This window comes from Donghicola mangrovi, assembly GCF_013377535.1.
In the GTDB taxonomy this organism is placed as follows: Bacteria; Pseudomonadota; Alphaproteobacteria; order Rhodobacterales; family Rhodobacteraceae; genus Donghicola; species Donghicola mangrovi.
Map to the genome: position 1 here is coordinate 13,129 of NZ_JABCJE010000009.1, position 22,052 is coordinate 35,180.

The 22,052-nt window shown below is 63.0% G+C and carries 23 protein-coding genes and 3 tRNA genes; 13 read left to right on the forward strand and 13 right to left on the reverse strand.

From position 1 onward, the window contains the following. Positions 1-34: 34 nt before the first annotated feature. Positions 35-433, reverse strand: coding sequence for a DUF983 domain-containing protein (locus HJ536_RS15615; protein ID WP_177158427.1), 399 nt, complete (start codon positions 431-433; stop codon positions 35-37). A gap of 242 nt (positions 434-675) precedes the next feature. Here HJ536_RS15615 and HJ536_RS15620 point away from each other — a divergent pair, with 242 nt between their 5' ends. The 4 genes from HJ536_RS15620 to HJ536_RS15635 all read left to right on the forward strand — a co-directional run bounded on the left by HJ536_RS15620 (position 676) and on the right by HJ536_RS15635 (position 2,814). After that, positions 676-1,248: an EF-hand domain-containing protein gene (locus HJ536_RS15620; protein ID WP_176855711.1), complete on the forward strand. Its 573-nt coding sequence runs from the start codon at positions 676-678 to the stop codon at positions 1,246-1,248. Positions 1,249-1,323: 75 nt separating this feature from the next. Next, entirely contained in the window at positions 1,324-1,908 is a 585-nt protein-coding gene (locus HJ536_RS15625) for an RNA polymerase sigma factor (RefSeq protein WP_176855712.1), read from the forward strand. Continuing rightward, positions 1,901-2,287: a hypothetical protein gene (locus tag HJ536_RS15630; RefSeq protein WP_177158428.1), complete on the forward strand. Its 387-nt coding sequence runs from the start codon at positions 1,901-1,903 to the stop codon at positions 2,285-2,287. The genes HJ536_RS15625 and HJ536_RS15630 overlap by 8 nt, the downstream gene beginning before the upstream one ends. A gap of 2 nt (positions 2,288-2,289) precedes the next feature. After that, on the forward strand, positions 2,290-2,814 hold the full coding sequence (locus HJ536_RS15635; RefSeq protein ID WP_177158429.1) for a periplasmic heavy metal sensor: 525 nt from the start codon (positions 2,290-2,292) through the stop codon (positions 2,812-2,814). Here the strand turns inward: HJ536_RS15635 and HJ536_RS15640 are convergent. Continuing rightward, positions 2,801-4,156, reverse strand: a complete 1,356-nt coding sequence (locus HJ536_RS15640) for a GGDEF domain-containing protein (protein WP_177158430.1) — start codon at positions 4,154-4,156, stop codon at positions 2,801-2,803. The genes HJ536_RS15635 and HJ536_RS15640 overlap by 14 nt on opposite strands. Before the next feature lie 86 nt (positions 4,157-4,242). Between HJ536_RS15640 and HJ536_RS15645 the strand changes: the two genes are divergently transcribed. From HJ536_RS15645 to HJ536_RS15665, 5 genes are all read left to right on the forward strand, one after another. Then, positions 4,243-4,521: a DUF3572 domain-containing protein gene (locus HJ536_RS15645; RefSeq protein WP_177158431.1), complete on the forward strand. Its 279-nt coding sequence runs from the start codon at positions 4,243-4,245 to the stop codon at positions 4,519-4,521. Next, positions 4,518-5,246, forward strand: a complete 729-nt coding sequence (locus HJ536_RS15650) for an HAD family hydrolase (protein WP_177158432.1) — start codon at positions 4,518-4,520, stop codon at positions 5,244-5,246. The genes HJ536_RS15645 and HJ536_RS15650 overlap by 4 nt, the downstream gene beginning before the upstream one ends. An 83-nt stretch (positions 5,247-5,329) precedes the next feature. Beyond that, positions 5,330-5,914: a heme NO-binding domain-containing protein gene (locus HJ536_RS15655; protein ID WP_176855718.1), complete on the forward strand. Its 585-nt coding sequence runs from the start codon at positions 5,330-5,332 to the stop codon at positions 5,912-5,914. 6 nt (positions 5,915-5,920) lie between these two features. Next, on the forward strand, positions 5,921-6,877 hold the full coding sequence (locus tag HJ536_RS21225) for a diguanylate cyclase domain-containing protein (RefSeq protein WP_177158433.1): 957 nt from the start codon (positions 5,921-5,923) through the stop codon (positions 6,875-6,877). A 139-nt stretch (positions 6,878-7,016) separates the two neighbouring features. Next, on the forward strand, positions 7,017-7,622 hold the full coding sequence (locus HJ536_RS15665) for a response regulator (RefSeq protein WP_177158434.1): 606 nt from the start codon (positions 7,017-7,019) through the stop codon (positions 7,620-7,622). A gap of 77 nt (positions 7,623-7,699) precedes the next feature. On the opposite strand, the gene HJ536_RS15670 is transcribed toward HJ536_RS15665, so the two are convergent. The 7 genes from HJ536_RS15670 to HJ536_RS15700 all read right to left on the reverse strand — a co-directional run bounded on the left by HJ536_RS15670 (position 7,700) and on the right by HJ536_RS15700 (position 12,735). Further along, positions 7,700-7,774 (reverse strand) — tRNA-Glu (locus HJ536_RS15670). 145 nt (positions 7,775-7,919) lie between these two features. Next, positions 7,920-7,994, reverse strand: a tRNA-Glu gene (locus HJ536_RS15675). Positions 7,995-8,139: 145 nt separating this feature from the next. Then, positions 8,140-8,214, reverse strand: a tRNA-Glu gene (locus HJ536_RS15680). Between the two features lie 128 nt (positions 8,215-8,342). Beyond that, positions 8,343-10,091, reverse strand: a complete 1,749-nt coding sequence (gene recJ, locus HJ536_RS15685; RefSeq protein WP_177158435.1) for a single-stranded-DNA-specific exonuclease RecJ — start codon at positions 10,089-10,091, stop codon at positions 8,343-8,345. A gap of 1 nt (position 10,092) precedes the next feature. Then, positions 10,093-11,055: a fructose-bisphosphatase class II family protein gene (locus tag HJ536_RS15690; protein ID WP_177158436.1), complete on the reverse strand. Its 963-nt coding sequence runs from the start codon at positions 11,053-11,055 to the stop codon at positions 10,093-10,095. Positions 11,056-11,121: 66 nt separating this feature from the next. Further along, positions 11,122-12,408 carry a homoserine dehydrogenase gene (locus HJ536_RS15695; protein WP_176855819.1) on the reverse strand — a complete coding sequence of 429 codons (1,287 nt, stop codon included), beginning with the start codon at positions 12,406-12,408 and terminating at the stop codon, positions 11,122-11,124. Positions 12,409-12,507: 99 nt separating this feature from the next. Continuing rightward, positions 12,508-12,735, reverse strand: a complete 228-nt coding sequence (locus tag HJ536_RS15700) for a hypothetical protein (RefSeq protein ID WP_177158437.1) — start codon at positions 12,733-12,735, stop codon at positions 12,508-12,510. A gap of 113 nt (positions 12,736-12,848) precedes the next feature. Here HJ536_RS15700 and HJ536_RS15705 point away from each other — a divergent pair, with 113 nt between their 5' ends. Beyond that, positions 12,849-13,436, forward strand: a complete 588-nt coding sequence (locus tag HJ536_RS15705; protein WP_176855724.1) for a TetR/AcrR family transcriptional regulator — start codon at positions 12,849-12,851, stop codon at positions 13,434-13,436. 42 nt (positions 13,437-13,478) lie between these two features. On the opposite strand, the gene HJ536_RS15710 is transcribed toward HJ536_RS15705, so the two are convergent. After that, positions 13,479-14,390, reverse strand: a complete 912-nt coding sequence (locus tag HJ536_RS15710; protein ID WP_176855725.1) for a pirin family protein — start codon at positions 14,388-14,390, stop codon at positions 13,479-13,481. A gap of 395 nt (positions 14,391-14,785) precedes the next feature. Here HJ536_RS15710 and HJ536_RS15715 point away from each other — a divergent pair, with 395 nt between their 5' ends. Then, positions 14,786-15,262 (forward strand): hypothetical protein, encoded by a 477-nt coding sequence (locus HJ536_RS15715; protein ID WP_176855726.1) that lies wholly within the window; start codon positions 14,786-14,788, stop codon positions 15,260-15,262. Here the strand turns inward: HJ536_RS15715 and HJ536_RS15720 are convergent. Genes HJ536_RS15720 through HJ536_RS15730 form a run of 3 tightly spaced genes read right to left on the reverse strand, consistent with a single transcriptional unit; the run spans position 15,259 to position 18,093 of the window. Next, positions 15,259-15,861, reverse strand: coding sequence for a TadE/TadG family type IV pilus assembly protein (locus HJ536_RS15720; protein ID WP_177158438.1), 603 nt, complete (start codon positions 15,859-15,861; stop codon positions 15,259-15,261). The two genes, HJ536_RS15715 and HJ536_RS15720, sit on opposite strands and share 4 nt — an antisense overlap. Before the next feature lies 1 nt (position 15,862). Next, on the reverse strand, positions 15,863-16,402 hold the full coding sequence (locus tag HJ536_RS15725; protein ID WP_177158439.1) for a TadE/TadG family type IV pilus assembly protein: 540 nt from the start codon (positions 16,400-16,402) through the stop codon (positions 15,863-15,865). Next, positions 16,399-18,093, reverse strand: a complete 1,695-nt coding sequence (locus HJ536_RS15730) for a TadE/TadG family type IV pilus assembly protein (protein ID WP_177158440.1) — start codon at positions 18,091-18,093, stop codon at positions 16,399-16,401. Before HJ536_RS15730 ends, HJ536_RS15725 begins: the two co-directional genes overlap by 4 nt. Positions 18,094-18,376: 283 nt before the next feature. On the opposite strand from HJ536_RS15730, the gene HJ536_RS15735 reads away from it, so the two are divergent. Both HJ536_RS15735 and dnaG read left to right on the forward strand, forming a co-directional pair. Further along, positions 18,377-19,807, forward strand: a complete 1,431-nt coding sequence (locus HJ536_RS15735; protein WP_176855730.1) for a Glu/Leu/Phe/Val family dehydrogenase — start codon at positions 18,377-18,379, stop codon at positions 19,805-19,807. Positions 19,808-19,956: 149 nt separating this feature from the next. Beyond that, positions 19,957-21,942, forward strand: a complete 1,986-nt coding sequence (gene dnaG, locus HJ536_RS15740; RefSeq protein ID WP_177158441.1) for a DNA primase — start codon at positions 19,957-19,959, stop codon at positions 21,940-21,942. Positions 21,943-22,052: the final 110 nt, after the last annotated feature.

The following is a 22,052-nucleotide window of genomic DNA, read 5'->3' on the forward strand; positions in this document are numbered from 1 at the left end:
AATGGCGGTTTTGTCGATTTCCGTCGAAATAGCCTTATCCTTTTACGTGGCCGAAGCCGTGCATCCGCTTGGACCATTGCAGCGCGACCAGCGCGCCCTTGAGCCTGGGCAGAAGGTAGAGCGACAAGGCCACACAGCCAACCGCAAAGATCGTGAACAGCACCAGCGGATCGGGGCGCCAGGTTTCAAAGGCGATCAGCAGGGTCGGCGCCATGATGTGACCGACGATCAGAATCGTCAGATAAGCAGGGCCGTCATCCGCACGCTGGTGGTGCAGTTCCTCGTTACAGACCGGGCAGGTGTCCCGCACCTTGAGATAGCCCTTGAGCATCGGACCGCTGCCACAGTTGGGGCATTTGCGGCGCCAGCCTTTCCATAAAGACGGGTAGAGCGGGCGCTCCTCACCGGCGTCCACTTTGGGGTTTTCAGACATTCCATCCTCGTTCGCGCTGAATGTCGGGCGACCATGATACGTTAGCGTCCAAAGTGAAAGGGTGCGCGTTGTCCTTGCGGCTCCATGTCGCGAAGGATGGCAGGGTTTACGCATAAACCTGTGATTATTTTCGACGGAACTCCGGTGCTGCCGCGTTTGACTTGATGAACACGGCGGGTGTTGAGGCCACCTGCTGCGGTTCGAGGCCAAACTGTAAAATGGAAACTGGAAGGACGAACAGTATGACCAAGACTTCGACCAAAATTGCTCTGGCACTGATGGGTCTTGCAACCAGCGGCATGCTCATGGCATCCGCAGCTCAGGCGCGCCCCGAAGGCATGATGGGCCACGGCGCACGCCCCGCATTCGCGGAGCTGGACACCAACGGTGACGGCCAGATCTCGGCCGAAGAATTCGCTGCATTCCGTACCGCGAAATTCGCCGAAGCCGACACCAACAAAGATGGTGCCCTGAGCCCCGAAGAGATGATCGCGCACATGGAAGCGCAGCGCGCGGAGAACATGAAGACCCGCATGCTGGAGCGTTTTGACGCCGACAAGAACGGCACCATCTCCCCCGAGGAAATGGCCAAAAACGCGCCGAACGACGCTGACATGATCAAGAAGATGGACAAGGACGGCAACGGCACCATCTCGGCCGAAGAGTTTGCAGCCATGGATCAGCACATGATGCGTGACGGCGACGGCCCCCGCGGCGGCAAAGACGGCAAAGGCCCCCGCAACGGTTGCGGCAAGCCCGATGACCACCACGGCAAAGGTCAGGACGGCAACCAGCAGATGCCGCGCTGCAACTAATTGAAAAGACTTGGTGGCGCATTCCGGTGCGCCACCCGTTGCCGGGAACGGCAGGATCAGGGTAATCAGGGCTGTATGAATATGCCTTATGACGCAGTGAGCGAGCTTTCGGACGAGGCGCTCTTGGTGCTTTATGCCAAGGGTGATCCGCTGGCTGCCCACGTGCTGACACAGCGGTTCTTGCCGCGGGTTCTGGCCCACGCCGCCCGTGTGCTCAAGGATCAGGCCGAAGCCGAAGACGTGGCCCAGGAGGCCATGTTGCGCCTGTGGAAGATTGCCCCCGATTGGCGCGCCGGAGAGGCGCAGGTGACGACGTGGATGTACCGCGTGACCGCCAACCTGTGTACCGACCGTCTGCGCCGCCGCCGCAATGTCCCCTTGGACGCCGCGCCCGAGCCCGAAGACGAAACCCCCAGCGCAGGCGAGGCCATGCAAGAGGCCGCCCGCGCCGAGGCCCTGAATAACGCCCTGATGGAGTTGCCCGACCGCCAAAGACAGGCCGTCGCCCTGCGCCATCTGGAGGGGTTGTCCAACCCCGAGATCGCCGAAATTCTGGATTGCGGGGTCGAGGCCGTCGAGAGCCTGATCGCCCGCGGGAAACGCGCCCTGACCAAGATCCTTCAGGGCAGACGAGAGGAACTGGGATATGTCGATGAATGACAAAGACGACAGCTTGGACCTGGAACTCTGGTTCAGCGCGTCCCGCAAGCACACGGCCGACCCGTCGGATGATCTGTTGGCCCGCGTGCTGGGGGATGCAGCGCGCCTGCAGCCTCAGGCCCCCGGCATCATGACCGCCGCGCCCGTGCTGGCACCCAAGCCCTCGCTTTGGGACCAGTTCATGAACGCCATTGGCGGCTGGTCCGGTCTGGCCGGTCTGGGCACCGCGACCGTCGCGGGCCTGTGGATCGGCATCAGCCCGCCCGCCATGTTGCAGAACGTCAGCAGCGCGCTGACCCAAAGCGACAGCAGCTACGAAACCACCTACTTGAATGCGATGGACGATTACGCCGCGCTGATGATCGAAGGAGACCAATAAGAATGGTCGATTTGCAAAAGCCCGTCGTGAACGCCTCGGGTACTCCGCGCTGGATCAAGGCGCTGCTCGCGGGATCGCTGGCCCTGAACTTTGCGGTGATCGCCGGCGCGATCGGGATGGTCGCGACCTTTGACGGCCCGCCGCCGCCCGATGGGGGCATGCCCGGCGTGGGGGGCTTTGTGCGGTCCCTCAACGAAGAGCATCGCCGCGAGTTCGGGGATGCCATGCGCGGCGCCTTTGACAAGCGCCCCTCGCGCGAGACGTTCATGGCCGATGCGCAGCAGATGATCACCCTGATCCGCGCCGAGCCCTTTGACAGCGCCGCCTTCCAAAGCCACATCGAGACCGTGTCCCAGCGGTTCGAGGATGGTCGCCGTGCCGGTGACGCGGCCCTGATCCGCATCATTGGCGGCATGTCGTCTGCGGAACGTCAGGACTATGCGGACCGTCTGGAAAAGCGCCTGTCCAAGGGGTTCGACAAAGACGACCACAAGGACGGTCACAAAGACGATTTCAAGCCGCGTTAACGCTGCTGCAACTTACTTGGTTACGGCCATTGTTCTTGGCCAGATACAGGGCGCTGTCCGCTTCGGTCAGCGCCCTTTCCATGCCCGAGAGCCCGTCGCGGAACAGTTGGACGCCCACGGAAATGGTTAGCGCGACCTCGGGCGCATCCGCCCCCAGCGCCACCGGAACCGAGGCGATCGCGTGCCGCATTTCCTCGGCCAGCGCGGTGGCGTCGGCGATGTCGTTCACCTCGACTGCGATCAGGAATTCCTCGCCGCCCATGCGGGCCAGAACGGGGGCGTCGGGGATGGCCGCGTGCAAACGGCGCGAAATCTCGATCAGAGCTGTGTCGCCCGCCCCGTGACCGTAGCTGTCGTTGATCCGTTTGAAGTGGTCCAGATCGGCTACCATCAGCGCCAAAGCCCCACCGTTCCGCCGCGCTCGCTCACTGGCGCGGGCCAAGGCGGGCAGGGCGCCCCGCCGGTTCTGCAATCCGGTCAACGGATCGGTCAGCGATTCCGCATAGCCCTGACGCAGCGCGGTCTGCTGCGCCCTGAGCCGCGCTTGGCGGGCCATCAGTCCGCCAATCCGCAGGCCGATCTCGCGCGGGTCGGTGGCCCCCAGATACAGATCGTCCGCCCCCATGTTCAGCAGCTCCAGCGCCTGCTTTTCCAAGGCACCGTCAAAGACCCCCAGCACCGCCGCGGTGTTCGTGCGCCGCCCCGAGCGCAGTTCGATCAGGGTATGCGCCGCCGGAAAGGGGTGCTCGTCACTGGCGCACAGCACCACCACTTCGGGCGGTGTGCCGGTGCCAAAGGGCTCGGCGGCTTCGGTCCAGGCCCGGGCGATGATCCGCCCCTCCCAGCCGCCGGTCAGGGCGCTGGCATAGTCCTGCGCCACCGCGCGGGTCGCGCCCACCACCAGCACCGGCGCGGCTTTCGCCGCCCCCGTCGCCAGCCCCCAATGCCACCCCGAGGGCAGGCTGCCTTCGGCCTCGAAACAGGCGCGGCGGGTCAGGCCGCGCAGGCGCGCGACCATCTCGGCGGGATTGCCCCCCGACTGGATCGCGTCGTCGGCTCCGGCGGCCAGCGCATCGGCCACGCTCAGGGGGCCGGTCTCGGCCAGAATCGCCATGACCGGCACATGGGGCTGCCCCAGCCGCCCCCGCAAATCGGCCAGCATCGCCGCAGGCGCCCCCGCCAGACAGCGCCCCGCCACGATCACCGCGTCCACGGGCGCGGCCTCGCGGATTTCGCCAATAGAACCGTGCAAGGCGACCTGATAGGACAGTTGCGACAGGCGTACCTCGAGCATGATCCTGTTAATCGCCACATCATCGATGACAAGGATACGTCCGGACATGACATGCCACTCTCTGCCTGTTTGCTGGTCATTTCTTTATCGGTAATGCAGGTTAAATTTTTCTTTCCAATATCGGAGGAATTTGAATGAACAGCGCCGCTGCAGAGGTTTTGGCAATCAAGGCTCTGGCCTGGCTCGCCACTCAGGACGAGCTTTTGGGCATCTTCATGGGCTCCAGCGGGGCCAGCCCCGACGATCTGCGCACCAAGATGGGCGACCCGGAATTTCTGGGGGCCGTGCTGGATTTCATTACGATGGATGACGCTTGGGTCGTTCAGTTCTGTAATAAGGCAGGCCTTGCCTATGACATGCCGCTGCGCGCGCGTCAGGCCCTGCCCGGAGGAGAGCAGGTACATTGGACATGACGGCAAAGGTTAAGGGCATTCTGTTCGACAAGGACGGAACGTTATTCGATTTTAACGCCACCTGGGCCGTTTGGGCCTATGATTTTCTGACCGATCTGGTGGGGGGCGACGCGCCCAAGGCCGCCTTTCTGGGGGGCGCGCTGGGCTTTGATTACGCCCACCGGACCTTTCACCCCGAAAGCCCCGTGATCGCAGGCACGGCCGAGGAAGTGGCCAGCTATATCAAGCCCTTCGTCCCCGATGTCCCCGACGCCGAGCTGCTTGATCGCATGAACGCGGCCGCCGCCGTGGCCCCTCAGGTCGAGGCTGTGCCGCTAGCGCCGTTGCTGGCCGAACTGCGGGCGCGCGGCCTGAAGCTGGGCGTCGCAACCAATGACGCCGAACACCCCGCGCGGGCCCATTTGGTTAAGGCTGGCGTGCTGGAAGAGTTCGATTTCGTCGCTGGTTTCGACAGCGGGTTTGGCGGAAAACCGCAGCCCGGTCAGCTCTTGGCCTTTGCCGATCAGCACGGTCTGGACCCGTCCGAAGTGGTGATGATCGGCGACAGTCTGCACGACCTACATGCGGGGCGCGCGGCGGGCATGCGCTGTATCGGCGTGCTGACCGGCATGGCCAGTGGCCCCGATCTGTCGCCCCATGCGGATGTGGTGCTGCCGGATATCGGATTCCTTCCCGATTGGTTAACCCAACAAGACCTGTGGCCCGAGCTGGAAACCCAGCGGTAACCTTCCGCAAAAATCCACGCAATTTTACCTGTTAGGGGCCGGTTAAGGCCCCTTGCCGCACCCTCTGGAAAACGGAGGCAAGAATGCACGGCTTGGTAAATTGCGCGATCGAATGCTTTGTTCGGGACACTTATGGCGACGCCATGTGGCAACGCGTCTGCGCGCAAGCCACGCTGCCCGAACAAAGGTTCGAGCCCCTTCTGGACTATGACGACGACCTGACCCAAGCGATCCTGCGCGCCGCCTGCCGCGTGCTGCGCCGCCCCGAAGGCGAGATGCTCGAGGATTTGGGATGTGCCCTGATCTCTGGCGCGTCGGATTCGGCGGTGGCCACGCGGCGGCTGCTGCGCTTTTCCGGCGATAGTTTTGTCGATTTCCTCTATGCACTGGACGATCTGGCGGACCGCATCGCCCTCGCGGTTCCGGATTTCCGGATGCCCCCCCTGACGGTCGAGGAACGCCAGCCAGACCTCTTCATCGTGCGGGGCGCGCGCCTCTGGCCCGGGTACATGGACGTGGTGCGCGGTGTCCTGCGAGCGATGGCAGACGAATACGGCGTGCTGGTCCTGATCGATTCGATGGACGCGGAGAATGCCGAGGCGCTCGAGGTCCGCCTGATCGACATGTCCTTTACTGCGGGGCGCGAATTCACCTTGCGCGCGGGCTAAACCACTGTGCCGTTTCAATTCCCCGAACTGCTGGACCAACTGTGTCCCCTGCACGCCATTCTGGACGTCCAGGGCGTGGTGACTGGCGCCGGCCCCACCTGCCGGAAAATCCTTCCCGATCCGATTGGTCAGAGCGTCACGGACCTCTTTGAAATGCGGCGCCCTACCGGAATTACCGATGCCTCGGGACTGATCCGCGCGGGGGCAGGGCGGCTGCTCCTTTCGCCCAAGCGGCATCCGCAAATCCGCCTAAAAGGCGCGCTTTTCCCCGTGCCTCAGGGGGCGGTGCTGAACCTGTCCTTTGGCCTGTCCATGCAGGATGCGGTTGCGACCTACAACCTGACCCAGCGGGATTTCCCACCGACCGATCTGGCGGTCGAGCTGCTCTACCTGATTGAGGCAAACGCGCTCGCCATGAAGGCCGCCACCGACGTGACCCGCCGCCTTCAGTCCGCGCGTCAAAGGGCCGAATCCGATTCCCACACCGACGCACTAACTGGCCTGCTTAACCGTCGTGGGCTGGAAAACGCGGTCACGAAATTGCGCCGCCACCCCTGTGATGTCGCGCTTGTGCTCATGGATCTGGACCGGTTCAAAGCTGTAAATGACGGGCTGGGTCACAGTGCGGGCGATCAGGTTCTGCGCCTCGTGGCCGATCTGCTGCGCAAACACACGCGCCCTGATGACATTCTGGCCCGTTGCGGGGGCGACGAATTTACCCTGCTTCTGCACAACGTGACCGACGTCGATCTGGGGAAACGTCTGGACGGTCTGATCGCTGAAATCGGGACCCCGATCGAAATCGAAGGAAAAACCTGTGGCATCGGTGCCTCGGCGGGATGGGTGTTGATCCCGGCTCAGGACCTGAGGAACTATGATAATATAGCAGAAATTACTGATAATGCGCTCTATGAGGCCAAGGCTCGGGGGAGGGGTTGTCACATACGCGCACGAATCGCGTAGAAATTGTAAAATTTGACAAGGGCTTGCAAAATTCTTGGTTTCCCTCTTTTCATAAGGCGCTGCTTTCCGGAAATTTTCGATCCGTAAGTTTGCCAAATGATAAGGACCGGCTTAGCCGGCTGCGTCGAAAGGGATGCAAATGAGAGTTCTGTTGGCGGACGACCATGAATTGGTCGCTCAGACCATCGCGGCCTATCTACGCTCAGAGATACAGGCCGACGTTACGGTGGTGCCGAACCTGCCCGATGCGCTGCATCAGGTTGGAACGCACCGGAGTTATGATCTGATCCTTTTGGATCTGAATATGCCGGGGATGAATCACCTCGAGGGTCTGGATGCCATGCTGACTGCAGCAAATGGCGCCAAGGTGGCCATCATTTCCGGTTACAGCGGTCGCATCGTGGCCGAAGAGGCGATCGCGCGCGGGGCGTCCGGCTATTTGCCGAAAACCATCGCGCCGGTGTCTCTGTTGTCAGCGGTCCGCCTGATGATCGCGGGAGAGGTGTTTTTGCCGTTTGCCTCGCTTATTTCGGCCGAGGAAGACACCACCATTTCTGCGCTGACCCGCCGCGAGTTGCAGGTGTTGCAGGGCATTTGCGAAGGCAAATCCAACAAGGAAATCGCCCGCACCCACGAGCTGCAGGAAGTGACCGTCAAGCTGCACGTCAAAACCTTGAGCCGCAAGCTGGGCGCCAAAAACCGGACCCACGCCGCGATGATCGCACGGGATCGGCAGTTGTGCTAAGCAATTGCCGATAAACGCAAAAAGCGGCGCTTGCGCCGTTTTTTTGTGTCTAATCGTCAGCGATGTTCTGAGAAAAGTGGCAGCCCGTAGGGGAATCGAACCCCTCTTTCCAGGTTGAAAACCTGGCGTCCTAACCGATAGACGAACGGGCCACTCTGTTGGTGAGGGGGTGTTTACTGTCGGGCGCGTGCCAGCGCAAGGGGGAAAATCGCCTTTTTGACAGTTTTTTGAACATCCTAAACGGCCGCGCGAACAGCCGCATCCAGCGATTAATCGATCTGCGATATCGGGGAAAAGTGGCAGCCCGTAGGGGAATCGAACCCCTCTTTCCAGGTTGAAAACCTGGCGTCCTAACCGATAGACGAACGGGCCACTCTGTGGTGAGGGCGTATTTACCGCGCCGCGCGGCAGGCGCAAGGGGAAAATACGGCCGCTGCACAGATAAATTTCGACGCCCAAATCCGGACCGCCAGAAACGAAAAAACCGCCCCGAAGGGCGGTTTGTTTTCGACCGAAGTGGCAGCCCGTAGGGGAATCGAACCCCTCTTTCCAGGTTGAAAACCTGGCGTCCTAACCGATAGACGAACGGGCCACTCTGTCGGTGTGAGGGGGTGTTTACTGCCCGCCGCATATCTGCGCAAGCGGAAAATGCATTCCTTGCGATCTTTTTTCAGTGCCCGCAAAACCCCCTTATTTCAAAGGGATTTCAATCGCTTCGGCTCAGCCCGCCGAGGCAGGCGCGGCGTCCTCGAGGCGCAGTTGCGCGCTGCTGCGGCCCTGCCAGTGATTCAGCTCCAGCCGCCCCGCCAGATGGAAGGGCTGGCCATTGTGGTTCTCCAGCCGCGGGCCCAGATCGGTGTCATAGGCCCCAAAGCAAATCCCCTGCAGCCGCCCGCCCAATCCATCGGAAACGGTCAGCTTCAGGTGGCTCTCGCCGACCCGCTTGGCAAAGGTGATCTTGCAGGCGGGCAGGGCGAACCGCGGCCCCGGCGCACCCGCGCCATAGGGGCCCGCTGATTCCAGTTGCTCGATCAGTTCGGGGGTCGCGGCGCCGGGCATGATCGGGGCGTCGATGCGCAGGGCACGGGGGCCGCCCGCACCAGCGCCTTGGCGCTCCAAGAGTTCGGTCAGCCTCGCCATCGCCGGTTCCAGCTGATCCTGCATCACCGTCAGACCGGCCGCCATCTTGTGACCGCCGCCTTTGACCAGCAGCCCCTCTTGGGCCAGCTTGTGGATCGAGGCCCCCAGATCGACGCCGTTCACAGACCGGCCCGACCCCTTGCCCTCGCCATCGGCAAAACCGATGACCACGGCGGGGCGGTTGGTCGCCTCTTTCAGGCGCGAGGCGACGATGCCCACCACGCCCGGATGCCAGCCTTCGCCCGCAGCCCAGACCAAGGGCAGGTCCAGCCCGCGCCCTTCGGCCTGTTCCATGGCGGCGGCGCGCACGGCGGCCTCAATTTCCCGGCGTTCGGTGTTGTAGCCGTCTAGTCGGTCGGCCAAGGCACGGGCCTCGTGCGGGTCGGCGCAGGCCAAAAGGCGCGCCCCCAGATCGGCCTGACCCACGCGGCCACCGGCATTGACACGCGGCCCCAGAACGAACCCAAGCGAATAGGACGTCGGTGCCGTATCCATCCGGGACACGTCGCACAGGGCAACCAGACCGGGCCGATCGCGCCGCGCCATGATCGCCAGACCTTGCCGCACCAGCGCGCGGTTCACCCCGATCAGAGGGGCCACGTCCGCCACGGTCGCCAGCGCCACCAGATCCAGCAGACCCATCAGATCAGGCCCTTTGGCCCCATCTTCGCGCAGCTGTCGGCCCGCCTCGACCAGCATCAGGAACACCACGCCCGCCGCGCACAGATGCGCCAGATCGCCGGATTCGTCCTGACGGTTCGGGTTCACCACGGCCACGCAGTCGGGCAGGGTCTCCGCGCCCAAGTGGTGGTCCAGCACGATCACATCGGCGCCCTTGGCGGCGGCAATCGGCTCGTGGGACAGGGTCCCGCAGTCCACGCAGATGATCAGATCGTGGTCCCGCGCCAGCGCCTGCATGGCGGGCACGTTGGGGCCGTAGCCCTCGTCAATACGGTCGGGGATATAGAGGGTCGCCTCGCGCCCCATCGCCCGCAGCCACACCAGCAACAGCGCCGCGGAGCTGCCCCCATCCACGTCGTAATCCGCAAACACCGCTATCTTTTCGCGGCGCTTCACAGCCGCCAGAAACCGCCGCGCTGCCGGTTCCATATCGCGCAGACCGCGTGGGTCGGGCAGCAGGTCGCGCAACTGGGGACGCAGGTACTTTTCCGCACCCTCGGCCGAGACGCCAAGCCGCGCCATCACACGGCACAAGGGCTCGGGCAGGCCGGTCTGCTGGGCCATCGCCAGCCCAAGGCGCTCTACCTCGGGGCCGGGGCCCTCCCAGGTGCGGCCGGTCAGGGAATACTCTACGTCCAGAAAAGCCAAATTAGCTGCGTGCCCTCGGGATGCGATAGCTCATGCGGCGGACCGATCCGGTCTTGCTGCGCATCAGCAGGGTTTCGGTTTGCAAGTAGCCGGGTGCACGGACCATCCCGCGCAGCAGGCTGGAATCAGTCACGCCGGTGGCCGCGAAAATCACGTGGTCGGTGACCAGCTCGTCGCGGGTGTAGATGCGGTCCAGCTCGCGGATGCCAGAGGCGCGGGTCAGGTGCCGTTCGTCATCGCTGCGATAGATCAGCTGGCCATAGAAATGCCCGCCAAGACACTTCATCGCGGCCGCCGCCAGAACGCCCTCGGGCGCGCCGCCAGAGCCCATGTACATGTCGATGCCGGTCGATTCAGGTTCGGCGCAGTTGATCACGGCGGCGATGTCGCCATCGGTGATCAGGCGCACGGCCGCGCCGGTTTCGCGCAGGGCGGCGATCATCGGCATGTGGCGCGGACGCTCCAAAAGGCACACGGTGATGTCCTTGGGGGCGCAGCCCTTGGCCTTGGCCAGCGCGCGCACGCGGGTCGCCGGGTCCATGTCCAAGGTCACGGTATCCGCAGGGACATTGCCGCCAAAAGCCAGCTTTTCCATATAGATATTGGGCACTTGGGTCATCGTGCCCTTGGGGGCCATCGCAATGACGGTCATCGCGTTGGGCAGATCCTTGGCGGTCAGGGTGGTGCCTTCCAGTGGATCAACCGCCACGTCCAGCTCGGGGCCGGTGCCATTGCCGACCAAGGTGCCCACGGCCATATGCTCGGACTCATCGTCACCGATCACCACGGTGCCGCGCAGGTCCAGACGGCTCAGTTCCTCTTGCATGGCGGCGGCGGCAGCCTCGTCGGCGGCGCGTTCATCGCCGCGACCGATATAGTCGGCCATCGACAAAGCCGCCTTTTCCACGACACGCCCCAGACCGAGCGCAAGCATACGGTCCTGAAAATCGTCCGAAGCCGACATGGAAACCATCCTTTGTGTTTCGTTACGCCCCGCACCTAGTGTAACGGCCCGGGGCGCGAAAGTCAGTTAAACCTGCTCGATGCGCAGAGCGACCGGATCGGCGGCCAGAACATTGGTCGCGGGCAGGGCCTGCAGGGCGGCGTCCAGCGAATCGCGGGTGCACTTGTGGGTCACGATCAGCACCGAAGCGGTGGATTCATCGTGGCCGGTCTGGCGCATCCGGTCGATGGAAATACCGGCCTCTCCCAGCACAGTCGCGACCTTGGCCAGCGCGCCGGGTTTGTCGGCCAGTTCCATGCGCAGGTAATAGGGCGCAGGCACCGCGCTGCGGGCCGCGTGGGCGGTCTGCAACTGACCGGCGGGGATGCCAAAGGTGGCGATCTTCAGGCCGCGCGCGATATCACACACATCGCCCATGACGGCGCTGGCGGTCGGACCTTCGCCCGCACCGGCACCGCGCAGAACGATCTGGCCCACGCTGTCACCTTCGAGAATGCACATGTTGGTCGGACCTTCGAGCGAGCCCAGCGGCGAATTCGACGGCACCAGACAGGGCGACATACGGCATTCCAGACCACGGCCGGACATCTGCGCAACACCCAGCAGCTTGATGCGGTAGCCCATGTCGCGGGCGTGACGGATGTCGGAGATCGAGACGCGCTCGATGCCCTCGATCTCGATCCCGTTGAAATCGACCTGAGTGCCAAAGGCGATCGCCGCCAGAATGGCCAGCTTGTGGCCCGCGTCGATGCCGCCCACGTCCAGCGTCGGGTCCGCCTCCAGGTAGCCCAATGCGTTCGCCTCGTCGAAGACGGTCTCATAGGGCAGGCCCGCGCTTTCCATGCGGGTCAGGATGTAGTTGCAGGTGCCGTTCATCACACCCATGACGCGGGTGATCTGGTTGCCGGCAAGGCTCTCGGTCAGGGCCTTGATCACGGGGATGCCGCCAGCGACAGCCGCCTCATAGCGCAGGTTCACACCGGCGGTTTCGGCCTGTTCTGCCAGCGCCTGACCGTGGATGGCCAGCATCGCCTTGTTGGCGGTGACCACGTGCTTGCCAGCCTTCAGGGCGGCTTCGGTCGCGGCCTTGGCGGGGCCATCGCTGCCGCCCATCAGTTCCACGAACACGTCCACATCATCGCGGGTCGCCAGCGCCACGGGATCGTCTTCCCAAGCAAAACCGCTCAGGCTGACGCCGCGATCCTTGTCACGGGTGCGCGCGGATACGGCGCTGATCTCGATCTTGCGACCGGTGCGGGCGGACAGCAATTCGGCTTGCTGTTTCACGATCTTGACGACGCCGATGCCGACGGTGCCCAGACCGGCAATGCCAAGGCGCAGGGGTTGGGTCATCGGGGCCTCCAGTTTTTCTGTCATTTTGTAATTTCTGATCGGGCGCCAGATAGCCGCTTTTGGGCGGCGCTTCAATGCGGCGCTTAGGTTGGAAACGCTTTAGTTGGCCTGTGCGGCCAATGCGTCGGCCCGTGCCTGCAAGGCGTCCATTTCGGCATCTGTCGCCGATGTGGGGGCCGCGTGTGTGGTGCCCGGTGTCAGGGGGATCAGCGCCGGATAGGGGGCCGCTGCCACATCGGCGCTTTCTTTGGCGCTCAGGTCGGGCATCGGCTCGCAGCCCGCAAGCAAGCTGGTCATTAGGGCAAGGCTGATCAGGCTGGCACGCACGCAGGGTCTCCGTTGCAATCGGGTGTTGCCTGTCTGAATAGGGATGCACGACCTTTGCATCAAGCACGAACGGAGGGCTTTGCCATGAACGCGCGTTCAGTTATGCAAGAGGGATGGCACGCACGACAGGTTCCCACTCCGATATCACCGGCCCCCGTATCCGCGAAACCGCGCTGCGTTTGTTCGCGGCCGAGGGGTACGCCGCCGTGTCCATGCGCAAAATCGCGGCAGAGGTCGGCGTTCAGGCGGGGGCGCTCTACAATTACACCCCCGACAAGCAGAGCCTGCTGTTCGATCTGATGCGCGGCCACATGGATGATCTGCTGGCGGCGCGCGCAGATGCAGGGCAGGGCGGCACCCCGACCCAGCGCCTTCAGGAATTCACGCGGTTCCACATCACCTACCACGAGGATCGCCCCCACGAGATATTCATCGCCTATATGGAGCTGCGCAACCTGACCCCCGAAAACTTCGAGGTGATCGAGGCCCTGCGCGGCCGGTACGAAGACGAACTGTCGGGCATTCTGCAAGACGGTGTCGCCAGCGGTGAATTCACCCTGATCGACCCGCGCATCGCGACCCGCGCCATTATTTCCATGCTGAACGGTGTGACCACGTGGTACCGCCGCGGCGGCCGTCTGTCCTTGGCCGAGGTCGAGGCCATCTATTGGGACATGGTGCGCAAGGCCGTCGGCGCCTGATGCGCAAAGCCCCCGCGCAGTCCGCGCAGGGGCCAATGCTGTTTAGTGGGCGGGCTTGATAAAGGTGCCGTTCCGCAATTCCTTCATCGCCTGCTGCAATTCCGCCTGCGTGTTCATCACGATCGGGCCGTGCCATGCCACAGGTTCCTGAATGGGCGCGCCCGAGATCAGCAGGAACCGGATGCCCTCAGGCCCCGCCTGAACCGTCACCTCATCGCCGGTGCCGAACCGGATCAGAGTGCGGTTGCCGGACATATCGCGGATGTTCACCTCTTCACCGGCGACTTCCTTTTCCAGCAGAACACCCGTGGGCGCGCTGGCATCAGCAAAGGCACCGGCCCCCTCGAACACATAGGCGAACGCACGGCGATAGGTGTCGATCTTAAAGGTCTTCTTCACACCCGCAGGCACGGTGATATCCAGATATTGCGGGTCAGCAGCGATACCGTCCACGGGGCCGGTCTTGCCCCAGAACTCGCCCACGATCACCTTCACCCGCGTGCCGTCATCGTCGATGATCACGGGGATTTCCTTGGATTTCACGTCCTGATAGCGGGGCGCGGTCATCTTCAGGCTGCCGGGCAGGTTCGCCCACAGCTGGAAGCCGTGCATCTGGCCGGTCAGGTTACCCTTGGGCATCTCCTGGTGCAGGATGCCCGAACCGGCGGTCATCCACTGCACGTCGCCCGCACCAAGGGTGCCGCGGTTCCCCAAGCTGTCGCCATGGTCCACGGTGCCGTTCAGCACATAGGTAATCGTCTCGATCCCGCGGTGGGGGTGCCACGGAAAGCCGCGATAGTAATGCTCGGGGCGGTCGTTGCGGAAATCGTCGAACAGCAGAAAGGGGTCCAGCTCTGACGGGTCATGGAACCCGAAAGCGCGGTGCAGGTGCACGCCAGCGCCCTCCATCGTGGGCTGGGCTAGGCGGGTCTCAAGGGTCGGTCGCAGGGACATTAACGCATCTCCTATGCAGCTCTGCCAAATATAGGGGCTGCGCGCGGTGTTCTCAAATCCCGTGTCTGTGGGCCCCAACACGGGGTGCGTGCGGAACTGCACAGGCTGGATCGCGGAAATGTCATAGCAAAATCAAAGGCTAATGCAGGATTGCAAGCGCGTTTCTGCATCTGCAGCCCTAGCGGAACAGGTCACCACAGGTTACCTCTGAGCCTACGACGACCACCCGATCCCGCACGTTCCCTGCGGGCAGGTTGGCCGGGGGCTCTGATGGCCGCTCCCATCGGGCTAATACTAATGCGGGGGTTTTTGCCCCCGCATTTTTTTACGTGCTGTTGACCTCTGGGCGGGCGCATGCGACCCCTTGGCGCGAAAATCCAAACGGGACCCCGCACATGACCGAGAACGTGACCCTTCGCATTATCCCTTCGACGCTGCGCATCTGGATGGGTGTGGGGGCGCTGTTCGGTCTGGGCGGTCTGCTGCTCTATCTGGCGCTGGCCTATCCGCCGGCCTCGCTGGGCTTGCAGATTTTCCTGATCCTGTTCGGGCTTTTCTCGATCTACGGGGGCGCGCGCATGATGCAGTCGGGCCGCCTGTCGCTGGAACTGAACGGTGACACCCTGACCGACAGTCAGGGCCGTCTGGTCGCCACCATCGACAACATCGTCAAGGTCGAGCGCGGCGCCTTTGCCTTCAAACCCTCGCACGGGTTTGTCCTGCACCTGTCAGAGCCCATGCCCCGCGCATGGTTCCCCGGCATCTACTGGCGCATGGGCCGCCGCGTTGCCGTGGGCGGCGTCCTTCCGGGCGGCGAGACCAAGGCCGTGGCCGACATCATCTCGGCCCGCAAATCCGGCATCGAGATTTAACCGCACTCGTTCAGACAGATCTGAGGGCTGAAACGCGGACGGGTGATCACGTTCGCGGCCATCTCGAATTTATCCAGATCCATCCGCACCGCCAGTGGCGGCGCCCAACCGTTGCCGTCCCGCAATGCGTCCGGCACGTTAATGTCGGTGCGGGTCTCGATCATGATCACGACCTCGCCGTTTTGCAGCGTGGGCAGCTGATCCTTGATGCCCTCCAGATCGTCGGTGGTCAGGCGGTTGGTGATCAGATCCCCCCGGCGGCGCGACCAGTCCACGATGTATTTCGACTTGGATTGGCTCCAGTGAATAACCGTGTAGCGGATGCCGTATCCGGCGCGGCGCCCCACGATATCGGTATAAAGCTGCTCCATCCCGTTCAGATAGGCGGGGGTCAGGGCCGTGGTCTCGCGGGAAATCGCGTCGCTGATCGCATAGGCCGCTTTCTGCGACAGGTTGTTGGTGCGGAACGCGTCGAACAGCACCAGCGACAGCATGAACATGGTGATCAGCGGCGGCAGATACAGGATCGCCTCCAGCGTGATGCTGCCGCGATCGTCGCGGCGGAACCGGCGCAGTTGGCGCTTCAGGGCACGGATCATATCAAGGCTCCTGCACAAAGGTGGACACGGCAATCAGCGCCACACCGCCATCGGATTCCCGCTTCATCGCGTTGCCGACATCCAGCGTGGGGAACACGGGCTCGATACGGGCGCAGGCGCGCACCAGCATCAGGTTGTTCGCCTGACCGACGGTAAAGTTGATCGCGGGCTTGATCGGCTCTGAATGGTCCACGCAATCGGCGTCATCGGGCAACCCCACATAGGCGCGTGGGTCGGCGATCTGCATTTCCAGCTTCAGGTCGGTCGTGCAGCTATCCCCCAGCATCCCCGAATAGTCGCAGACGATATCCTTTAGCTCGTCATAGGTAGGCATCGAGTTCAGCGACCCCAGCCGGACCTCACGGATGGCGATGTCCAGTCCCCGCTCCAGCGAGGTGGCGCGCATCATCCAGATACAGGTCTCGATGCTCCAGAGCAGGGCCAGCAGAAAGATCGGATAGACCATCACGAATTCCACGCTGGTGGTCGCGGATTCGCTGCGCAGCAGGGTGCGCGCCCAAGTGATAACACGGCCCATCATTGGATCAGTCTCAGTTGGTTGATCTGGCGCCCGATGGCCGAGAACACTTCCTCGATCTCGACGCCTTCCACGTTGAAATAGTGGGACTCGGTCGAGGCGCAGTTCTTCAGCGCGATCTGACCGGCCTCGGGGGCCTCGAAGGCGACGGTAAAGATCACGATGTCATTGTTCTTGGCGACGGTGCAGATGGTGTTCAGGCGGGCGTCGGCCGCGGCGGCGTTCACCTTTTCCTCATAGGCATAGTACTGGTTGTAGAATGCCTCGACCGGAGCCTTGCCATCATAATAGGGCTGCTCAAAGAACTTCCACGCGATGGCCTGCGTGCCCCAGCGGGCAAACGCCTCGGGATAGGTCATGCGGTCCGCCGATGATCCGCCATCGGGCGACGAGCGATAGCGATAGGAGATGTCCGATGTCTTGAACCGTTCGCGGAAATAGGTCGTGCTGCTGTTATAGGCCGAGAAGTTATAGGAAAACCGGTCGTCCCCCAAATAGCCGTTGCCGCGCCGGTCCACCCAGATGTCCGAGTTGCCCGACTTGAACACGTCGCGCAGGTCGTACTGGCTGGTGTTTTCCCCGTCGGTCATCAGCACGATCACCTTCAGCGTTTCCTCATCGTCAAAGGCAGCGGGGCGTCCGGCAGCATCGCTGTCCACCTTGCCCGTGCTGATCAGCGAACTGATGATCGACCGCACCGACGGGTCCAAGAGGGCCGCGCCCCACTTCATCCCCACGTCGATCGCGGTGTTGCCGCCTGCGGTCAGGCTCTGGACATAGCTTTGCAGCGACGACACCGACGAGCCATAGGGCAGGATCCCCGCCGTGTTCCCTGTGGGGCACCAGGGGCTGACGATCTCGGTCGAGTTGATGTCATTGGTGAACGGGTCGAAATGCGCCACGCGCGTATAGGCCGAGTTCAGGTGCAGCGCGGTCGAGTTGAAGTCGCTGTTCACAAAGGATGCGCAGGTCGAATAGCTGTGCTCGGCGGTCATGGGGATATAGGGCGACAGGGTCGTGCCCACGTTCACCACCGCCGAATAGGGCACCACGGACACGGTCGTCATGCCCACGTCGCTTTCTTTGACCACCGCTTCGACGAAATCGGATGCGGCGGTGTGCAGGCGGTCGATCCGCCCGTTGTTCGCCATCGAGCCCGACACGTCCAGCACCAGCGAGATTTCCACGTTGTTCACGGTCTCTTCGGCGGCCCCTTTGGCGTGGGCGGGCAGGGACGACCCCTTTTGCTTGTAGTTGTTACTTTCGCCAGTCGAGGGGTCATAGATATAGGGCGTGTCGTAATTCTTGATATAGCCGGCGTCTTCGGCGTTCAGGAACACGGTCGGCACGGACAGGGCGGCGGTCGCCTCCACCTTGCGGCTGTTCAGGCCCTCGGTCACGATGATCGAGGTCAGAGAGTTCTCGATCCCCGCCGCCGTAAAGTAGCTGCGCACCACGGTTTCGGGATCGCCCGTCTGGTCCAGGTCGGCCGCGGCCAGAATGGCGCGGTCGAGGGTGTTCTGCAAACGCGTGCGCTCGAACTCGTGCATCATCACGTCGATTGAAATGTAGCCGAACCACAGCATGAACGGGAACTGCCACAGAAACTGGAGCGAGATAATCCCGCTCTCGTCGCTTGCGAAACTGCGGCAATATCTCCGCAGTCCGGTCGCAAGCAAAGATCTATCTGGCATCGTGTGTTTCATTTCACTCTCGAAACTGGGCACTTGTATTCGAAAGTTCATATTCCAATACCTTATGGCAGGAATGGGGCGCATCACAGGCAAACTTGGGGTAATAGTTAATCAAGAGTTAACGGATTTCGGATGCCTTTTCAGGGCGCTGGGCGCAAATTCCCCAAGGGGTAGGGTCCTCACCGATAGTAGAGATGCGCCCCAAAGCTGATTGTGGGAGGCTTGTTTATCCACAGGTCGTGGATGTTCGAGCCGGAGAAAAATCAGCCAAGGAGCGCCCCCAATGAGACCCCCAAAGGAACCGACTTTCCGCGAAAGCGTCGAGATGATGTTCAACCGCGCCGTGGCGCTGATGGACCTGTCTCCGGGGCTCGAGGAAAAGATACGTGTGTGTAACTCCACCTATACGGTGCGCTTCGGGGTCAGGCTGCGTGGGCAGATATTCACGTTTACGGGTTACCGCTCGAACCACTCCGAACACATGGAGCCCGTGAAGGGCGGCATCCGCTATGCCCTCTCGGTCAATCAGGACGAGGTCGAGGCGCTGTCGGCCCTCATGACCTTCAAATGCGCGCTGGTCGAGGCCCCGTTCGGCGGCTCCAAGGGGGGCCTCTGCATCGATCCCACCCAGTGGGAGGTCCACGAGCTGGAGCAGATCACCCGCCGCTTTGCCTTTGAGCTGATCAAGCGCGACCTGATCAACCCCAGCCAGAACGTCCCCGCCCCCGACATGGGCACCGGTGAGCGCGAGATGGCTTGGATCGCCGACCAATACGCGCGGATGCACACCACCGACATCAACGCCAAGGCCTGCGTCACCGGCAAACCCCTGAACGCGGGCGGCATCGCCGGACGGGTCGAGGCCACGGGACGCGGCGTCCAATACGCCCTGCGCGAATTCTTCCGCCACCCCGAGGATATGAAAGCCGCCGGTCTGACCGGCTCGCTCGATGGCAAGCGGGTGATTGTGCAGGGTCTGGGCAACGTGGGCTATCACGCCGCCAAGTTCCTGCAAGAGGAAGACGGCTGCAAAGTCATCGGCATCATCGAGCGCGACGGCGCCCTGTTCAATGCCGATGGGCTGGACGTAGAGGCCGTCCGCCAGTGGATCATCAAGCACGGGGGCGTCACCGGCTATCCCGATGCGGCCCACCACGCCGAAGGCGCCGCCGTCATGGAAGAGGCCTGCGATATCCTGATCCCCGCCGCGATGGAGGGGGTGATCAACATGGCAAACGCCGACCGCATCAAAGCCCCCCTGATCATCGAGGCCGCCAACGGCCCCGTTACCGCGGGGGCCGACGACATCCTGCGCAAGAAAGGCGTAGTGATCATTCCCGACATGTACGCCAATGCGGGCGGTGTGACGGTGTCTTACTTCGAGTGGGTCAAGAACCTGAGCCACATCCGCTTTGGCCGGATGCAGCGCCGTCAGGAAGAGGCCCGCCACGAGCTGATCGTCCGAGAGTTGGAGCGGCTGGACCATTACTTGGGGGATGCGTGGTCGATGACGCCGGACTTCAAAGAGAAATACCTGCGCGGGGCAGGGGAGTTGGAGCTGGTGCGCTCGGGGCTCGATGACACCATGCGCATCGCCTATCAGTCCATGCGCGAGGTCTGGCACGGCCGCGAAGATGTCGAGGATCTGCGCACCGCCGCCTATCTGGTGTCGATCGCCAAGATTGCCGCCAGCTATCAGGCCAAGGGGCTGTAGCGCACCTTTCTGCGGCGGCGGGCCCGGTGGCGGGCGTGGTGCCGTGAGTATTTTTGCAAAGAAGAAGGGGGCAGGTCCGCGCGAAAGGGTGGGCCTGTTCCTGCGTTCGGGGGCTGGACATCGGCTGTGGCTGGGCCGATATTCGGGCAATGAGTTTGCCCCCCAATTTTATCGATGAACTGCGCACCCGTGTGAGCCTGTCCCAAGTGGTCGGGCGCAAGGTCGTGTGGTCGAAAAAGTCCAACCGCGCCAAGGGGGACTGGTGGGCGTCTTGCCCCTTTCATCAGGAGAAATCCGCGTCTTTTCATGTGGATGACCGCAAGGGGTTTTATTACTGCTTTGGCTGCCATGCCAAAGGGGACGCGCTGACCTTTGTGCAGGAAACCGAGAATGTCGGTTTCATGGAAGCGGTCGAGATTCTGGCCCGCGAGGCCGGGATGCCGATGCCCGCCCGTGATCCTCAGGCCGCGAAAAAGGCCGACCGGCGCAGCGTGCTGGTCGAGGTCATGGAAGAGGCCGTCCGGTTCTACCGGATGCAGCTGAAGACCGGTGCGGCGTCCGAGGCGCGGGCCTATCTGGATCGGCGGGGCCTTGGCATGAAGGGGCAGGACCGGTTCGAGATCGGTTTTGCGCCCGATAGCTGGGATGCGCTGTATAATCACCTCAAGGGCAAGGGGATCGCGGATGATCTGATGATCGCCACCGGCCTTTGTGCCCAGTCCGATCGGGGCAAGGGGCCCTATGACCGGTTCCGTGGGCGCATCATGTTCCCGATCCGTGACGCCCGTGGGCGCTGCATTTCCTTTGGCGGGCGGGCGATGGACCCGAACGCACAGGCCAAATACCTGAACGGCCCCGAGACCGAGCTGTTCGATAAGGGCAACAGCCTCTATAACCACGGCCCCGCCCGTGAAGCGGTTGGCAAGGGCCAGACCCTGATCGTGGCCGAGGGGTATATGGACGTGATCGCGCTGGCGCTGGCGGGGTTCGAGGGGGCGGTCGCCCCGCTGGGGACCGCCATCACGCCCGAGCAGCTGCAACTGATGTGGCGCATCAGTCCCGAGCCGGTGATCGCCCTTGATGGGGACAAGGCCGGTGTGCGCGCCGCCTACCGCTTGGTGGACGTGGCGCTGCCGCTCTTGGAGGCCGAGAAAGCCCTGCGCTTCTGTCTGCTGCCAGAGGGGCAGGACCCCGACGACCTGATCAAGGCCAAGGGCCCCTCTGCCATGGCCGAGGTGCTGGACGGCGCCATGCCCCTGATCGACATCCTCTGGCGTCGCGCCACCGAGGACCAGAATTTCGACAGCCCCGAGCGGAAGGCCGCGCTGGACAAGCGCCTGCGCGAAGAGATCAAGCAGATCCGCAGCCCCGACCTGCGCACCCATTACGGCCACGCGATCAAGGACCTGCGCGCGACCCTGTTCGGCACGCGCCCCGATGCGCCCCGCAGCGACGCCCCCCGCGACTGGCAGCCGCGCCAGAACAATTGGCAGCCCCGTCAGGGCGGGCGCAAACCGTGGGGGAATGCGCCCGCGAAACCGTTGGGCACCACCATCACCTCGCCCCTCGTGCAGGACGAAAACTTCGAGATCAGCTTCCGAGAGGCCGTCATTCTGGCGACCATCATCTCGACCCCGCTGGTGCTGGAAGAGGCGATGGACCTGCTCGAAGCCATGGTCTGCCAGTCCGAGGATCACCGCATCCTGCGCGACACCCTTCTGATGATGAACGGGCGCTCGAATGCCTTCCGGCTGGAACTTGAGGCCATGGTTGGGCCCGAGCTCCTTGAAAACCTGCTGGGGCGGAGCCATATCACGATATGCCCCTCAGTGCGGCGTGCGGGTGATCTGGAGACGGCGACGTTGACCCTCAAGGAAGAGACAGCGAAGCTCAAAGCTGCCCATGGCCGTCTGGCCGAGATCGCAGAGGCAACCGAAGAACTGTCCGGCAGCGCCGACGAAGCGGTGACCTTCCGCCTTCATCAGGCCGCTCTGGCATTCGACCGTGCCAGCCGTGCGCAGCAAGAGGACACAACCGAATACGAGAAGGCCGACAACGGCTTGCGCGTGGACCGAAAAGAGCGGGAAGCCCTTGATGGGCTGCTTGCAAGCCTACGGAACACGTCCAAACATTGAACGTTAAGGGGAAACGGGCGAAAAACCCTGATCAAGAGGTGCGCGAATCAAAGCGAATCAGATATTGAGTCGTTTCGACCGCCGCGAATCACGCCCGCCAAGGAGCACAG

Coding starts and splice junctions, on each gene's coding strand:
- HJ536_RS15655 (WP_176855718.1), top strand. CDS start 5,330: ATGCACGGCTTGGTAAATTGCGCGATCGAATGCTTTGTTCGGGACACT.
- HJ536_RS15690 (WP_177158436.1), bottom strand. CDS start 11,055: ATGTCGGCTTCGGACGATTTTCAGGACCGTATGCTTGCGCTCGGTCTG.
- HJ536_RS15725 (WP_177158439.1), bottom strand. CDS start 16,402: ATGATGGGCCGTGTTATCACTTGGGCGCGCACCCTGCTGCGCAGCGAA.
- HJ536_RS15650 (WP_177158432.1), top strand. CDS start 4,518: ATGACGGCAAAGGTTAAGGGCATTCTGTTCGACAAGGACGGAACGTTA.
- HJ536_RS15625 (WP_176855712.1), top strand. CDS start 1,324: ATGAATATGCCTTATGACGCAGTGAGCGAGCTTTCGGACGAGGCGCTC.
- HJ536_RS15695 (WP_176855819.1), bottom strand. CDS start 12,408: ATGACCCAACCCCTGCGCCTTGGCATTGCCGGTCTGGGCACCGTCGGC.
- HJ536_RS15735 (WP_176855730.1), top strand. CDS start 18,377: ATGAGACCCCCAAAGGAACCGACTTTCCGCGAAAGCGTCGAGATGATG.
- HJ536_RS15705 (WP_176855724.1), top strand. CDS start 12,849: ATGGCACGCACGACAGGTTCCCACTCCGATATCACCGGCCCCCGTATC.
- HJ536_RS15615 (WP_177158427.1), bottom strand. CDS start 433: ATGTCTGAAAACCCCAAAGTGGACGCCGGTGAGGAGCGCCCGCTCTAC.
- dnaG (WP_177158441.1), top strand. CDS start 19,957: ATGAGTTTGCCCCCCAATTTTATCGATGAACTGCGCACCCGTGTGAGC.
- HJ536_RS15645 (WP_177158431.1), top strand. CDS start 4,243: ATGAACAGCGCCGCTGCAGAGGTTTTGGCAATCAAGGCTCTGGCCTGG.
- HJ536_RS15640 (WP_177158430.1), bottom strand. CDS start 4,156: ATGTCCGGACGTATCCTTGTCATCGATGATGTGGCGATTAACAGGATC.
- HJ536_RS15665 (WP_177158434.1), top strand. CDS start 7,017: ATGAGAGTTCTGTTGGCGGACGACCATGAATTGGTCGCTCAGACCATC.
- HJ536_RS15715 (WP_176855726.1), top strand. CDS start 14,786: ATGACCGAGAACGTGACCCTTCGCATTATCCCTTCGACGCTGCGCATC.
- HJ536_RS15630 (WP_177158428.1), top strand. CDS start 1,901: ATGAATGACAAAGACGACAGCTTGGACCTGGAACTCTGGTTCAGCGCG.
- HJ536_RS15620 (WP_176855711.1), top strand. CDS start 676: ATGACCAAGACTTCGACCAAAATTGCTCTGGCACTGATGGGTCTTGCA.
- HJ536_RS15720 (WP_177158438.1), bottom strand. CDS start 15,861: ATGATCCGTGCCCTGAAGCGCCAACTGCGCCGGTTCCGCCGCGACGAT.
- HJ536_RS15635 (WP_177158429.1), top strand. CDS start 2,290: ATGGTCGATTTGCAAAAGCCCGTCGTGAACGCCTCGGGTACTCCGCGC.
- HJ536_RS15710 (WP_176855725.1), bottom strand. CDS start 14,390: ATGTCCCTGCGACCGACCCTTGAGACCCGCCTAGCCCAGCCCACGATG.
- HJ536_RS15730 (WP_177158440.1), bottom strand. CDS start 18,093: ATGCCAGATAGATCTTTGCTTGCGACCGGACTGCGGAGATATTGCCGC.